Raw genomic sequence first — 13,647 nt, forward strand, 5'->3', positions numbered from 1 at the left:
CTTATGCCCCCCATCTTACAACATTGGCCGCCCATACATACCCAATCCCTGCCGCTAGCATACATACGATCGTGCCATCTTTGACTTGACCGCTTTGTAAAGCTAAATGAAGAGAAAGGATTTGGTCGATTTGTCCAATGTGTCCATAATTTTCTAAGTAAATGGATTGTTCAGGTTTTAAACCCAAATCTTGTAATAAAGAGACGTGACCTGAACGCTTCATGTGAAGGATTGCTAAAAATCCATCTTGAGAGAACTGTTCTTTAGAGAAGTTCGATTTGCGTAACGATTCTTCAATACACTTGTACCAGTTAGGCATCGATACTTCATTCAAACGATTTTTCATTTTAATTGGGTCTAATAAACGTAAAGACTTCTTCGCTTCTTCCACGTTTTCTTTGGTAATTGGGTTACAAATACCCCCAATTTCAACCCCAGCGGTTCTCGATAATGACCCATCCCCGATGATGTGTGAACCTAAAAGTTCATTTTTGCCATAATTTTTCTTTAAGATGATGGCACCACCACCAGCGGCTAAATCGTACATCATCGACATATTTTTATCGGTGTAATCGACAAAATCTAGGTTACGATATCCACCAACCACCATTACAGTGTGTACATCGTCATCTGCAATCAACATATCTTTCGCCATTTTTAGTGCAGATACGGTGGTGCAGCAACGGTTTTGTACGTCAATTCCCCAAGCATTTACAGCACCAATACGATCTTGAACGTATAAAGCGGATGTGGTGAGTGGGTATTCTTTCCATTCTTCAGTGACACAGAGGATGACGTCGATTTCTTTCGGGTCAACACCTGTATTCTTTAAACAATCTAAGGCTGCTAACGCACCCATTTCTTGTGATCCGTCCATGACAGGATCGACAGGAACGATTTTTTCAACGATACCTAATTTTTCTTCAATGGCTTGTTCTGTCCAAACGCCATTGGTTCTTTCTGCGATTTCTTTCGCAGACATTCTACCTTTTGGTAAGTATATACCTGTACCAACAATGCCTACAGATGGTTTCATAAAAAGATCCTTTCTATCCTCGAATGAGGCTTTATTATTACGAACGACAAGCCAAACGGTTGTTTGGCGTGTGTTTTATGATTTATAGACGCATACCGCCATTGACGTTGATGGTTTGTCCTGTGATGTAAGATGAATCATCGCTTGCTAGGAATAAAGCCACTTTAGCGATTTCTTCAGGTTGTCCAAGACGACCCAACATGGTCAATTTCGCAAATCCATCCAATAATTCTTGTGGTACAGTTTTTAGAATGTCTGTCATGACATACCCTGGAGCGATGGCGTTGACACGTACATTCGCACCTTTTCTCGCAAATTCTTTAGCCCATGTCATGGTTAAACCCAAGACTCCGGCTTTGGTTGCAGCATAGTTGGCTTGTCCAATGTTACCGAATACACCAACAACAGATGAAATGTTGATGATGGAGCCTTTACCTTGGTTTTCCATTTGTGGTCCTACATGACGGGTTAAGTTGAAGACACCTTTTAAGTTAACATTGATGACAGCATCCCATTGTTCATCGGTCATTTTACGTGTCATGGCATCTTTGGTAATACCTGCATTGTTGACTAAAATGTCTACATGTCCAAATTCTGCTAAAACTTCGTCAAAGAAAACTTTGCAGCCTTGAGAATCTGTCACGTTTAATTTCTTGTAAAACACATTTTCGCATTCATAGGTCATTTCACCCATATCAGCAGCGATGACTTTCGCACCTTCTTGTGCAAAAGCTTTCGCAATTTCCATACCAATCCCTTTAGCACCACCGGTAATGATGGCGACTTGTCCTTGTAATTTCATTGTTTTCTCCTTTTATCGTTTAACGATGATGGCTGTACCCATACCGCCACCGATGCATAGGCTAGCTAAACCCATATGCTTATCTTGTTTCTTAAGTTCATGAATGAGTGTGACGATGATTCTATTGCCAGATACACCGACTGGGTGTCCTAAAGCAATCGCACCACCATTGACATTTGTTTTTTCTAATAAAGCTTGTTTAGACACGCCATGGGCTTCTGCTAGTTCATTGACAACACCTAGGCTTTGAGCCGCGAATGCTTCATTGAGTTCTAATAATTCCATATCGGACAATTTCATGTTTGCTCTTTGAAGAACATCCTTAATTGCTGGAACTGGACCTAACCCCATCACGTTTGGATCGACACCGCCTTGACCGACTGCAACGATTTCACCTAAGACCGGTAAGTTGTATGTTTTAACCATTGCTTCTGAAGCAAGGATCATAAAACTTGCACCATCATTGATACCGGATGAGCTACCTGCGGTAACCAATCCATCATTTTTAAATGCGGGTCTGAGTTTTGCCATTTTTTCTGCGTTGGTACCACGGTTAGGGTACTCGTCATTCGAAAATACGATGGTTTCTTTTTTGGTTTTGATTTCGATTGGTACGATTTCATCTGAGAAACGACCTGAATCGACTGCTTGGATTGCTTTTTGTTGTGAACCTAGTGCAAATCCATCCAATTCTTCACGGGTTAATTGGTGTTTCGCTGCGATATTTTCAGCGGTAATCCCCATGTGCATCCCTGGTGTAAAGGAATCGTGTAAAGCGTCTTGCAAGATGGTATCTTTCATGTCGAGTGAACCCATCTTGACACCATCCCTTACTTTAGAGGTGACAACATATGGCGCACCGCTCATGGATTCAACCCCACCAGCCACTACCAATTGTGAGAAACCAGATTGAATACCCACATAAGCATTCATGACTGATTTCATCCCACTGCCGCATACCATGTTTAAAGTATAGGCTGGGATTTCATTGGATAAACCAGCTTTAATGGAGATTTGTCTAGCGATATTTTGTCCTAAACCTGCTTGAATAACGTTTCCTACAATCACTTCATCGATTTTGTCTTTTGGAACATTCGTATCCGCTAAAAGTTGCTTGAGTACTTGTGTGCCAAGTTCTACTGGATGAAGATCTTTTAAAGTGCCTAAGAATGCGCCGATTGGACTTCTTTTTGCACCAACAATAAATACTTTTTGATTCATGGTATCCTCCTTGATTTTTGAATTCATCTATTTTAATCGATTGAATCGTGATTTCATGATTTCGGTTAAAAGTACGTGAATAAAAATTCATATCACACCTTCATTCTACGTGATACGAAATGACTTGTCAAGCGCTTACATAAAAATAATTATTCACCCATTCATATGAATTCTAGTTCACCCAACCACTCGGCTGAAATTACCGAAATCCATGAAATGTAATTTCATTATAGACTTAAGGGCTTAACCGTCGCTTAATCAATGGTCACTTCTTTTTGTAACATGAAAAAATTCAATCACTTTTCGCTTGTGTTTTTTACCATCGTGCTATACAATGAAATCGGTGATTACTATGAATAAAGAATCGTATCGTTACCCCAAGACAACTTCTGGCATTAAGACATTCAACAAAATTGTTTCGACGGGTAAAAAATTATTTGCTAAAAATGGATACCAGGCAACTTCAATCAATGACATCATTGCGAAGTCTAAAATCGCTGCGGGCACTTTTTATATTTACTTCGACAGCAAATTGGCTTTATATCTATATATTCTCGATTTATATCGCGTCTCCATTCGTAAGTCCAGTGCGGATGCAACCAAGGGTTTAGTTCACCGATACGACATTGAACGAGCAGGGATTAAAGCGTTTATTACCTATGCTTTAAAGGATCCTCTAGCTTATCGAATCATTTGGGAATCCCTGTTTGTAGACTTTGATATCTTTAAAAATTACTATGAAAGTTTTGCCGATTCCTATATTAAACACTTAAAAGACTTTGTCTCTAACGGCGAACTTAGACCCGATTTGGATCTTGAAACCTTATCTTATACACTGATGGGTATTTCCAATTTCGTTGGTCTTCAAGTCATCTTTAAGAAGGATGTTTCAGAGGTTGAACTCGACCGAATCATTGATGAGGCCATGAGCATTTTAGACCGAGGTATCTTTGTAAAATAGATATTTAATTATGAATATATATTCATCGATTATTGGTTCGAATTTTCATTTAAAAACATAAAAAAATACCGCCATTATTGGGCGGTATTATTTTTGTCTTTGTTAGCGTCTCTACGCGATTTCATTTCATTTTCTAACTCAATCCTTAAACGTTCCTTTTCGGCTTTGATCCAAGCTTCTTTTTCAATTTCATGTTTCTCTAGTATTTTCGCTTCTTGGGTTTCACGAACCATCTTTAAGAAGTTGATCAATTCGTGTACTAAAATGAATAACAAGAGTACAATGATGACCAGGAATACGATGTGTCTATAGTTAAGTGTAATATTACCGATATCGAATAACATGAAGTGTGACACCACTACCCCAATAAAGTTCTCTTCAGTCACGAAACCATCATCCGCTGCTGGGTTATTATCACCTTTAGTAATCAGTCCATCTGGGGTCGCTTCAATGGCTCTATGGACAATGTTTTTATCGGTTCGAAATGCGATAATCGGTGTTTCCCCATCTAACACAGATTGGTAAATCTTATCATAGGATTCATATCGAATGATGATGAATTCACCGGTCATAATGGTGGGTTCCATCGAGCCAGACCCAACTACAGAATAGGTATGATTAAAGACTTTTAAGTAACGATTTTCCTGTAAAGAAAGTGTCCCTAATAACAATAAAAGGACGGATGCTAGAAAGAAAAATACTGTGAATACCGTCATCGATATTTTTATGATTTTTTTCATTTAGTTCCCTCCTTTATTTTATTCTACTTCACTATCGGTTTTAGGCGTTTTGGACTCTTTTGGAAGGCCATCTTTTTTAAGCTTTTCAATGTCTTTTTCAGATTGTTTTTGAATGTCTAAGAGTGCTTTTTCTTGTTTCTTAGCCATCGATAATTTGAGTTTTTCAAATTCTTTCAACAGCTTTTCTTGTTCCTTTTGACGTTGAAGTTTGAGTTTTTTCATCAAACGATCATGCTCAATCTTCGCTTTTTTACGTAGATTGGATACAACCAAACGATATTCAGCTTTGGCTTTCTTTTGTGCCTCTGCAATCGCGTTCTTTTCCTCACGTTCCAACTTTTTAAGTTGCTTTGCTTGTTCTTTTTCAATCGCTTCACGTTCCGCATTGAAATGTTTGTCTAGTGTCGCAATCTTTTGATCCAATTGGTTTTGGAGTGTTTGTTTTAGATTATTGATGAGTGTGTTGTTTTCTTCAATCGCTTTTTGAGTTTCAGAAGCGATGGTTTCATCCACTTGTTTTTTCTCTAACAATAGTGTTTCACGGTTTTGATTGACGAGTTCAAGGTTGTCAGAAAGCATTTGTGCTTCTTTCGCAGCAATGTCTTTTTGTTCCTTTAACGCGGCTTCAATCTTAATCCGTTCGGCTTCATCTTCGGTTTTCTTTCGATTCATCAGAATGAGGCGTTGATTGGCACCTTCAATGTCTTTCATCAACTTGCGTTCTAAACGAATGGCATTGTTATAATCGACTTCTTTGGTTTCTCGAATGATTCTCGCAATCTTGGCTTTTTCCTTAGATACTTCTAAGTTTTTCTCAACGTCATCGTCTTTGACCATGCGTGAGAAATAGTCATCATTTTCTTCCAACTCAAAATGATGTTTAAAAATCGCATTCGAAATGGATATCGTATCACGTAAAGCACGCTTCAAACCAACTTCATAGGTTGAACTGCGTTCGACTTCTTCTTCCACACGTTTTTTAAAGATTTTAATGTTTTCTTGTAAGAAATATTGGTTGATACGTTCATCTTCAACCACAATCGGTTCAGGTGTATCAACGATATCATTCACATGGATGTTCGCAATTTTAAATGCTTTCTTGATGATTTCTTTTTCAACTATTTCATCATAAGATGGCTTTCTAACGCCTTGGTTAAAAGCGACCATGGTAAATGTGTTGAGTGCCAATCTTTCTACTGCATCCTGATAAGAACGGTCAAATATCATGTCTTTTTCTTTAACAGTGACGTCATACGCCAAAGTATTATAGCGGTCTAAGAATAGCCACAAGACATAACAGTTTCTAAAATCCACGTTCTTTAAAATAACGTTAGTTTGCATGATGGGTGGCATAACTTTCTTTTCACCAGCCATCAAAGTCATGAATGGGGAGTTACGAATGGATGTGACACGTTTTGAAAGGTATTCTACACGTTCGAGAATCCCTTTGTTGTATATATTGATGGATTTATCTTCTAAGTCTTCTTTAAAGACGACATCGAGGTTCATATCGACTTCTAAGTCAGATATATGGAATGTCGATGTGTAGTTAAAATGTTTCTTTTGATAGGAGATAATATTATCTTTAATGAGTTCATGACGGCTTCTGACGAAGTTAAAAAGCCGTTCTATGAGGGTCATCACAAATCGGTTTTCATAAGTACCATAGTCGATATCGGTTTCAGTCGTCATGATCTTCTTTGGCATCACGACTTCATCACGAATTTCACGGATGAAGTGGGTGTGAGAAGCTAAATGACGAATGGAATTGCTACGAATCTTTTTGGCTTTTTCAATCGGAACGATTTCTTCTAAGTATTTTAAACCCGATTTCGGGTTAAGAATAATCTTTTCAATGCTTGGAAAATAGGATTCAATGGTCTTAATCCACGTTTCATCAAAGGTTTTAGTCTCTGACATCGCCTTTTGATATAACGTGTTTTTACCTGACATTAAAGCACTATAAAAAGTCTTTGGAAAAGTATGGGACTTTTCCAAATCTTTAAAAGTTTGATCGTATGAATAATAGAACTGACTTAATTTGTCGGTTTGTCTTTTTTTCATTTAAAAACTCACCTAGTTCATCTTCTTAAGATCTGTTAGGAATGAAATACATTCTTTGAATACGTTCTTACCGAATAATTTATCGAGCAATACGATCAGTTCGCTCAGTTCATCTTGTAAGAATGGTAAGTTCAAGACTTCGAACTTTCTTAAGATCTTTCTCGCAACCATATAATCGAGTGCTTCGTATTCAGAACCACCACAGCCAACATAAATTGGTGTAAATAGTTTAATTTGTTTCATGATACGGTTACCAAACGTGATTTTAAACTTTTGTGCGATAAAATCATCGAGTTTGCCTAAGTTATCAAGTGCTTTTGGCGAAATCGGATGTGCTTTCCAAGCAGCGTCAAACAAGGTCTTTAAATATTCATAGCTCATGGTGACACCTTCAGTATATGGGGCGTCAACAAATTCAGCTTTTGTATTCATAATAATAGAGGATGCACGGTCATAAACTTTGTCGGTAATGGTGAATGTAGAGTCATCTTTATTCGCTGTACCAACGAACCATACATTTTGAGGGACTAAAATCTTACCATCCATGAAGTGCTTAGGGTCGGTAGGTTGACGGTCTGATACAACGTCAATCTTCCATTCTGCTTCGTTCGGCATTTCCATGATGGATAGGAATTCTGCAAAATAATACTCAATACGCGCTAAGTTTAATTCGTCTAGGACGATGAAGTTTAAATCTTCACGATAAGTCGTTTCGTAGAGTTCTTTTAAGAAGTCAGTTTCATTGAATTTCTTGGTAAATTCGTTTAGATAACCGATCATTTCGGCTCTATCACGCCAAGATGGTTGAACGGAAATAATCGCGGAATCGTGTCCGAAGAATTTCCCCATCGCGTAAGGTAAACTGGTTTTACCGGTACCGGAGATACCTTCAAGAATTAATATCTTGGAGGATGCCATACCTGCAAAGAAGGTACGGATGATTTTTTCATTGTAGTATAAATTTAATCTAGATGCTGAGAAGTTGATGAAACGGTTGATTAATTCTGGTAAACCAATGGTATCTTCAGGTGTCATTTGGATAGAGGTAATGACATTTCTATACGCTTCATCCACTTGAGTGAGTTTAGCAAATCTGGTTGGACCAATGGCTTGAGGTGTGTTTTTATCTGGTTTATCTTGTTCTTTACCAGGTAATGAGGAGGATGCAGAGGCACCACCCAATTTTAGCATGAGAATCTTGTTCTTTTCATCTGCAAGTTCTACTGTTTTTTGGGTTAATAAAGCGACTTCCTCTAACAATTCGTCTTTATCCATTTCAGTTTTAATAAAACGAATATAGACACGTAACATTTGATATATCTTCAAAATGAAGAAAACAAGAAAAACCATATTGATCCCTAAGATCAAGATGGCGATTAGCCAATCTAGGAAGCCGAATAATGTACTGGCTTGAACTAAATCTTCAAAATATTGTCCCACATCATTAAAAAATAAATCGGCAAATGCACCAATGATTGCATTGAAAAATTTGCCGATATTACCGAAGAAATCTCTAATGAACTGGATGTAAAAACGAGCAAAGTTAACCATCGTCTTACCTCTCTAAATCGAAGAAAAACTATTTGTTGGATTCTTCCTTCTTAAGTTCTTCTAATAATTCTTTACGAATTCTTTCTTTTTCAGCTTCAAGTAGTTGTTCTTTATCAACTGCGTGTTTAGCTTCAATCTTTTCTTTGTTAACAGCAAGTAATGTCTTGGTTAAGACATATCCTTGATATGCTAGTAATAATACAACTGGTGCAATAACGAAGATTGCGAAACCGGTTGGGGTCTGTAAATAAGATACTGCACTACCAACGCCACCGATATCTCCAGTGCGGATTGCTTTAATATTGTTGTATGTAACTATTTCATATTGAACACCAGTGTTATCTCCACCAATGACGTATGGTGAAATTGCTGCAGCTTTATCACCTTGTGTAACAACATAACTAGGTGTAACATAAACGATTCTATGAGTATTTAATGCCACTAGGTTTAAATCCCAGAATGTAATGATATCACCAATCTCTAAATCAAGTTTTTCTTCATCAGAGAGTAATTTTACAAAAACTAATGATCCCTTATTAAATGAATCGGAATTATTACCTTCCATCGAGTCAGAGATTACTGGCAAAAAACCTCTTCCAAGTACATTAGCAATGTCTTTATTCGAGCGAACACTTAAATTTGAAATCGAAAATAAAAGCAGAAATACTATTAACGTATAAAACAGTATATTCCCCACTTTTTTTAAAACATTTAATATATTTGATTTAGATTGACTCACTAGACACATCTCCCTTTAGACAACGTTTTCACTAATACAATTATATTATATTATTTGTCTAAAATCTAGTATCAATGAGATTATCTTAAAACATGTAGTGATTTTAAAGATAAGGTTTGCATGTCGCCATGCAAACCTTTACCAATTTATTTATTATTCGTCAACACCAAATCCAAGTTGAACAGATAATGTAGAGTTGAAAATAGCATCAAATGTATCAGCATCGAAACCTTCAATCCAAACTCTTACAATTACATTTCCATAGTAGTAACCATCAGCTGGGCTTCCAAGTGTTAATAGTTCTGCAGGAGTTGTATTAATTAGAGAGGTAGCATGTACTGTTGGAGCAGCTGCACCATAAGTAGTAGTCTTACCTGCTGCAACTCCATATGCTGCTGCACCATAAGGTGTACCAGTACCAGCACCAACTGTAAATACACCACCAACATCTTCTAAATCGTATGATACTACATCATCATTAGAGTTGTAAACACCTAGTACAGTACCTTCAGGTGCTTGGAAAGTATATGTACCTGCAGTTCCTTCAATTGAAACTCTAGCACCAGTATATGCTGAAACTTGTTTTGTTTCATTTAACAACCATGGAGTAATACCATCAGATGAGATAAACGAAGGAACGTTTACGACCCAAGGTTGTGGATCGCCAGTTAATTCTGCTGAATTCCAGACAATTGTCTTAATCGCACTAGATCTAAAATAAAGAGTGAATTGAATATATTTAGCTGCAGGTGAATATGATATATCAGATAGAGCTTCATTTCTAATTACCGAGCCATCTGCAGATGTCATATTATCGAATCTGAAGTTATTATACATATTATCTATGTAATCTTCAATAACATTTGTAGGCATAACAGTGTACCAAACTGTATCTGCGTCTGGTGCTGTATATGCGTTAGTACCATTCCAATCACCTAATGTGATTTCAATACCTTCACCAGCTGTGACTTGTGCTTCAAACGGGCTGATTGCTGCTTTGTTTGTAAGTGTGAACCATGCGAATGTCGATGTACCTAGTGCGATTACGACTAGAGCCATCGTTACTACTGATAAAACTAATTTTTGAGTTAATTTTCTCATTTTGTTTTTCCCCTTTTTCCTTTGTTTTTTATGTCTTTTTTATTTCATATCAATTACGATTGTAACTGATTTATGACTAAATTACAATACTTTCAGCCGATTGAAACTCGAAACTAAATAATAATGTATCTTCGTAAATCGCGTCAAACGAATCTGCATCCCAACCTTCAACCCAGATATTCAATCTGAATTTACCCATGTAATAGGTTTTGTTTTGATCATTTACTTGATCGGTTGCGATGAGTGTAGCTACTTTTGAATTTTCATCGAGTGGGATGTAAGGATTGTCTGGTGTAAAGTTTGATAAGCGTTCAATGACGGGTTGTGGTGTGTCAGGCAACTGTATATAAACTGCCTTAGATTTTCTTAAATAATCTACACCACCATAGTTCTTTCCATAACCACGTATAGGATTTTCTGTTGGGTCATAGATGAAACTTCTTAATTCACTGTCATCTCTTGTATCCAAGGGATTATCTGTTTTTAACTCGGTTAATGAAATTCGGATCGCGTCTTTGGCGAAATAGGTTCTAATTTCATTTTCGAAAACGGTGTCGTTTGGTCCAAGATTGAATGTTACTGGACTTCTAAATGGTACGCCTTTTGATAACACATATGTCCCGCGAGCAGGAGGGTTATCGAATGTGCCTTCTTGACTGACATTATTGACTAAGTAGACGTTTCGATATCGCGTGGTTGTTCTAACATACAGTTCGATTGAAATGTAGTTGACGTTAGGTATCCCTTCGAAATTCAGTTCTGCGTCTACCAGTTGAATTCTGTTACCGATGAAGTTTGTGCCATCGGTAGAGGTTAAATCCATCAGTCTTGAGCCTCGCCATAATTCATTAATTTGTTCTGTTGTGATTTCACTAGACCATTCGATACCGTCTAATGAGAATTCTAGGAAACTGTCTGGTTTCATGTTGAGTTGAAGTCCATCAACTCTATTGGTATCTCCCATACTAACCCACGCGAAGGTGGCTGTTGTAAAGGTCAATGTGAGAAGGATCATCGATAGCGCTGTGATATATAACTTCTTAATCATAGGCTTATGTCGCCGCGTTTCTGATTGAGAACTTCATATCGATTTTAATGCTACCGCGTTCCATGTTAGGCTCTGTGTCGTAGCCTTCAATCCACATAAACACAGTGAATTTCAATACTTTTTGTGTTTGTAACTTCTCGATGGTCTCACTGATGATTGGGTCTCTCGAATACTGATCACTCAGAAAGTGTTTCGCTTCAGGCATCCCAATTGGATAATTCTTTGGTGTCTCATCTGGTTTCATATACATTTGTTGTGTGTAACCAAATGGTTCAGCACCGACTTGTTCTACCAGTATCATAATTCGGATGTATTCATCCAAATTTTTGGATACTTCGACGATATTGATCTCGTAAGTTAAATTGATCATTTCTAATCCATTGTTTCTTACGTAGAACGAATAGGCTAAGTAGTCCGCATCGTCATCGTCATATAGACCATCATTTGCTTGTGCTTCTGCAATTTTTAGATAGCTGTAGGTTGCTTCATCAGATTCTTCTTTAGGATCGACGTATAAACGAGAAGTTGCTGATTCTTCCGGAAAGAGTGGATGTTCAGATAACTGAATCCCTTTCGCAACTGCTTCTTCATTCATCGATATTACGAATGAACCGGTGGACAACCCATAAAATGTGACAACCCCAAATCCAAGTGAAAGTAGACCCGATATGATAACGCCTAGCGTTAAGAATCTAGCCGTCATTGTGGTTGTCTTCTTGATCCCAAGAACGGTTGAAAGTCTCATATCTCACACCCCTTGTTTCGTGAATTGACTGATTTTATATATGAAAAAGCCAGCTGTCACGAAAAATGACAACTGGCTACCATTTATATAGGCCCTATAGCTTTGCGTCACTAGATTTCTCTAGTTTTGCCTTTAACATTAGTTTGAATTTTACTACACCTATAATATACACCTACAAAAAAGAATGTCAACAGTTTTGAAATATTTTTTTTATAATTGGATGAGTTTGGATAAATCGGTTTCTTTATAGTATGTTTTCAAATTCTCAAATGACATTGGACGGGCAAAGTAAAACCCCTGAACGATATGAATATTGTAGCCAGCAATGGTCTGTAACATTTGTTCGTTTTCAATACCTTCTGAGATGATCGTCTTTTGGTTCTTCTCAGCAAACTCAACGAGCAAGGTTACGAATCTGGATTTAACGTAAGAGTGTTCTTCATTCAAGAACTCTTTCGATAGTTTGATCGTATCTAATGGCATCGATTCTAGTTTCGCCAATGTAGCGTAATCTAGACCGAAGCCATCGACTGCGAATTGGAAGCCCAAGGCTTTCAACTGCGTAATGTTTTGTAATACCACGTTATGTCGGTCGAATAATGCGAATTCAACAATTTCAAGAATGATGTTTTCCGCATTCATCTTATATTTCTTTAATACGCGTTGGAAGTCAACCGCCAAGGCTTCATTCATCAACTGTTTAGGACTGATGTTGAAGGTGAACTTGATGTTGGCTTTCGGGAAGCTTTGTTTGAATTCATAATAACTCTTGATGAGTGATTCAAGACCCCATAGACCAACCCAATAAATGTCCCCGGATTGTTCCATGATGTTGATGAACTTGAATGGGGATAACAACCCATGTTCTGGGTGATTCCATCTCAATAAGGCTTCAACACCATAAACTTCTTTGGTTTGGATATTCACGATTGGGTGATAATATAGTAAGAATTCTTTTTTCGCAATCGCATTTTTAATTTGATAGTAGTAATCCAAGAATTCACTTTCGGTTTCGCTCATGTCTTCGCTGTATAGACGAATGGCGTTACCACCGGTCTTCTTCACAGTATAGTTCGCTAATTTCAATGAATTCAATAAGGATTTGGTGTTTTCACCATGCATTGGATAGTAAGCAATGGATATGGATGAGGTTAAATTGACATCGGTTGAACCAAACAATGTAATGGTTTCATTGATTTGTTCTTGAATCTTTCTCGAGAACTCTACCGCATCCGATTGGTCAAATTCCATCGGCATAAATACCACGAAGATGTCATTTTCAAATCGAGACGCTTTGACTTCTTTAGGTAAAACCCCACGAATACGTTTGGTGATTTTTTCAATCATCTTATTCGCTTCTTTTTCACCAAAGGCTTGGATGATTTCCGAAAAACGGTCAATATCGATGTAAACGAGTGAGAACATATTGTCCTTACCAATTTTCGAGATGTAATTTGTAATCATGCTATTCATGGCAGATCGAGAGATGATGCCTTCGACCAAAATGGATTTTTCTTCTTTCCATTTTTGTTCTGAATATTTCCAGTTTACATAGAGGAAATACGCTGCGACGGCAGTCACAATCATCAAGAATAACAACAATATGACGGCTAAGGTTGGACTCATATTTTCCATAAAC

12 protein-coding genes and 1 riboswitch are annotated in these 13,647 nt (G+C 37.5%); of the genes, 1 reads left to right on the forward strand and 11 read right to left on the reverse strand.

Annotation, left to right across the window (positions count from 1 at the left end; genetic code table 11):
• Position 1 precedes the first annotated feature (1 nt).
• From N7548_RS05680 to N7548_RS05690, 3 genes are all read right to left on the reverse strand, one after another.
• Complete coding sequence (locus N7548_RS05680; RefSeq protein ID WP_263608502.1) at positions 2-1,036, reverse strand: 3-oxoacyl-ACP synthase; 1,035 nt, start codon at positions 1,034-1,036, stop codon at positions 2-4.
• An 82-nt stretch (positions 1,037-1,118) separates the two neighbouring features.
• Complete coding sequence (locus N7548_RS05685) at positions 1,119-1,838, reverse strand: beta-ketoacyl-ACP reductase (RefSeq protein ID WP_263608503.1); 720 nt, start codon at positions 1,836-1,838, stop codon at positions 1,119-1,121.
• A gap of 12 nt (positions 1,839-1,850) precedes the next feature.
• Positions 1,851-3,059 (reverse strand): acetyl-CoA C-acetyltransferase, encoded by a 1,209-nt coding sequence (locus tag N7548_RS05690; RefSeq protein ID WP_263608504.1) that lies wholly within the window; start codon positions 3,057-3,059, stop codon positions 1,851-1,853.
• Between the two features lie 352 nt (positions 3,060-3,411).
• On the opposite strand from N7548_RS05690, the gene N7548_RS05695 reads away from it, so the two are divergent.
• Positions 3,412-4,020, forward strand: a complete 609-nt coding sequence (locus N7548_RS05695; protein ID WP_263608505.1) for a TetR/AcrR family transcriptional regulator — start codon at positions 3,412-3,414, stop codon at positions 4,018-4,020.
• 74 nt (positions 4,021-4,094) lie between these two features.
• On the opposite strand, the gene N7548_RS05700 is transcribed toward N7548_RS05695, so the two are convergent.
• From N7548_RS05700 to N7548_RS05735, 8 genes are all read right to left on the reverse strand, one after another.
• On the reverse strand, positions 4,095-4,760 hold the full coding sequence (locus N7548_RS05700) for a signal peptidase I (RefSeq protein ID WP_263608506.1): 666 nt from the start codon (positions 4,758-4,760) through the stop codon (positions 4,095-4,097).
• Between the two features lie 18 nt (positions 4,761-4,778).
• Complete coding sequence (locus N7548_RS05705; RefSeq protein ID WP_263608507.1) at positions 4,779-6,824, reverse strand: DUF2357 domain-containing protein; 2,046 nt, start codon at positions 6,822-6,824, stop codon at positions 4,779-4,781.
• Between the two features lie 12 nt (positions 6,825-6,836).
• The gene (locus tag N7548_RS05710; protein ID WP_263608508.1) at positions 6,837-8,375 is read right to left on the reverse strand and encodes a hypothetical protein; all 1,539 of its coding nucleotides are present in this window, start codon (positions 8,373-8,375) and stop codon (positions 6,837-6,839) included.
• 28 nt (positions 8,376-8,403) lie between these two features.
• Positions 8,404-9,114, reverse strand: a complete 711-nt coding sequence (locus N7548_RS05715; protein WP_263608509.1) for a S24/S26 family peptidase — start codon at positions 9,112-9,114, stop codon at positions 8,404-8,406.
• Between the two features lie 153 nt (positions 9,115-9,267).
• Positions 9,268-10,215, reverse strand: coding sequence for a hypothetical protein (locus N7548_RS05720; protein ID WP_263608510.1), 948 nt, complete (start codon positions 10,213-10,215; stop codon positions 9,268-9,270).
• A gap of 76 nt (positions 10,216-10,291) precedes the next feature.
• Positions 10,292-11,263, reverse strand: a complete 972-nt coding sequence (locus tag N7548_RS05725) for a hypothetical protein (protein ID WP_263608511.1) — start codon at positions 11,261-11,263, stop codon at positions 10,292-10,294.
• A gap of 4 nt (positions 11,264-11,267) precedes the next feature.
• Positions 11,268-12,008 carry a hypothetical protein gene (locus N7548_RS05730; RefSeq protein WP_263608512.1) on the reverse strand — a complete coding sequence of 247 codons (741 nt, stop codon included), beginning with the start codon at positions 12,006-12,008 and terminating at the stop codon, positions 11,268-11,270.
• 64 nt (positions 12,009-12,072) lie between these two features.
• Positions 12,073-12,149, reverse strand: a riboswitch (cyclic di-GMP riboswitch).
• A gap of 69 nt (positions 12,150-12,218) precedes the next feature.
• Complete coding sequence (locus N7548_RS05735) at positions 12,219-13,643, reverse strand: bifunctional diguanylate cyclase/phosphodiesterase (protein WP_263608513.1); 1,425 nt, start codon at positions 13,641-13,643, stop codon at positions 12,219-12,221.
• Between the last annotated feature and the right edge of the window lie 4 nt (positions 13,644-13,647).

It is taken from the genome of Paracholeplasma manati, from assembly GCF_025742995.1.
GTDB classification, from domain to species: Bacteria; Bacillota_I; Bacilli_A; order Acholeplasmatales; family UBA5453; genus Paracholeplasma; species Paracholeplasma manati.

Excerpts from the sequence above, each read along its gene's own strand:
- N7548_RS05705 (WP_263608507.1), bottom strand. The coding sequence starts at position 6,824 with ATGAAAAAAAGACAAACCGACAAATTAAGTCAGTTCTATTATTCATAC.
- N7548_RS05685 (WP_263608503.1), bottom strand. The coding sequence starts at position 1,838 with ATGAAATTACAAGGACAAGTCGCCATCATTACCGGTGGTGCTAAAGGG.
- N7548_RS05700 (WP_263608506.1), bottom strand. The coding sequence starts at position 4,760 with ATGAAAAAAATCATAAAAATATCGATGACGGTATTCACAGTATTTTTC.
- N7548_RS05725 (WP_263608511.1), bottom strand. The coding sequence starts at position 11,263 with ATGATTAAGAAGTTATATATCACAGCGCTATCGATGATCCTTCTCACA.
- N7548_RS05735 (WP_263608513.1), bottom strand. The coding sequence starts at position 13,643 with ATGGAAAATATGAGTCCAACCTTAGCCGTCATATTGTTGTTATTCTTG.
- N7548_RS05730 (WP_263608512.1), bottom strand. The coding sequence starts at position 12,008 with ATGAGACTTTCAACCGTTCTTGGGATCAAGAAGACAACCACAATGACG.
- N7548_RS05695 (WP_263608505.1), top strand. The coding sequence starts at position 3,412 with ATGAATAAAGAATCGTATCGTTACCCCAAGACAACTTCTGGCATTAAG.
- N7548_RS05720 (WP_263608510.1), bottom strand. The coding sequence starts at position 10,215 with ATGAGAAAATTAACTCAAAAATTAGTTTTATCAGTAGTAACGATGGCT.
- N7548_RS05680 (WP_263608502.1), bottom strand. The coding sequence starts at position 1,036 with ATGAAACCATCTGTAGGCATTGTTGGTACAGGTATATACTTACCAAAA.
- N7548_RS05690 (WP_263608504.1), bottom strand. The coding sequence starts at position 3,059 with ATGAATCAAAAAGTATTTATTGTTGGTGCAAAAAGAAGTCCAATCGGC.
- N7548_RS05710 (WP_263608508.1), bottom strand. The coding sequence starts at position 8,375 with ATGGTTAACTTTGCTCGTTTTTACATCCAGTTCATTAGAGATTTCTTC.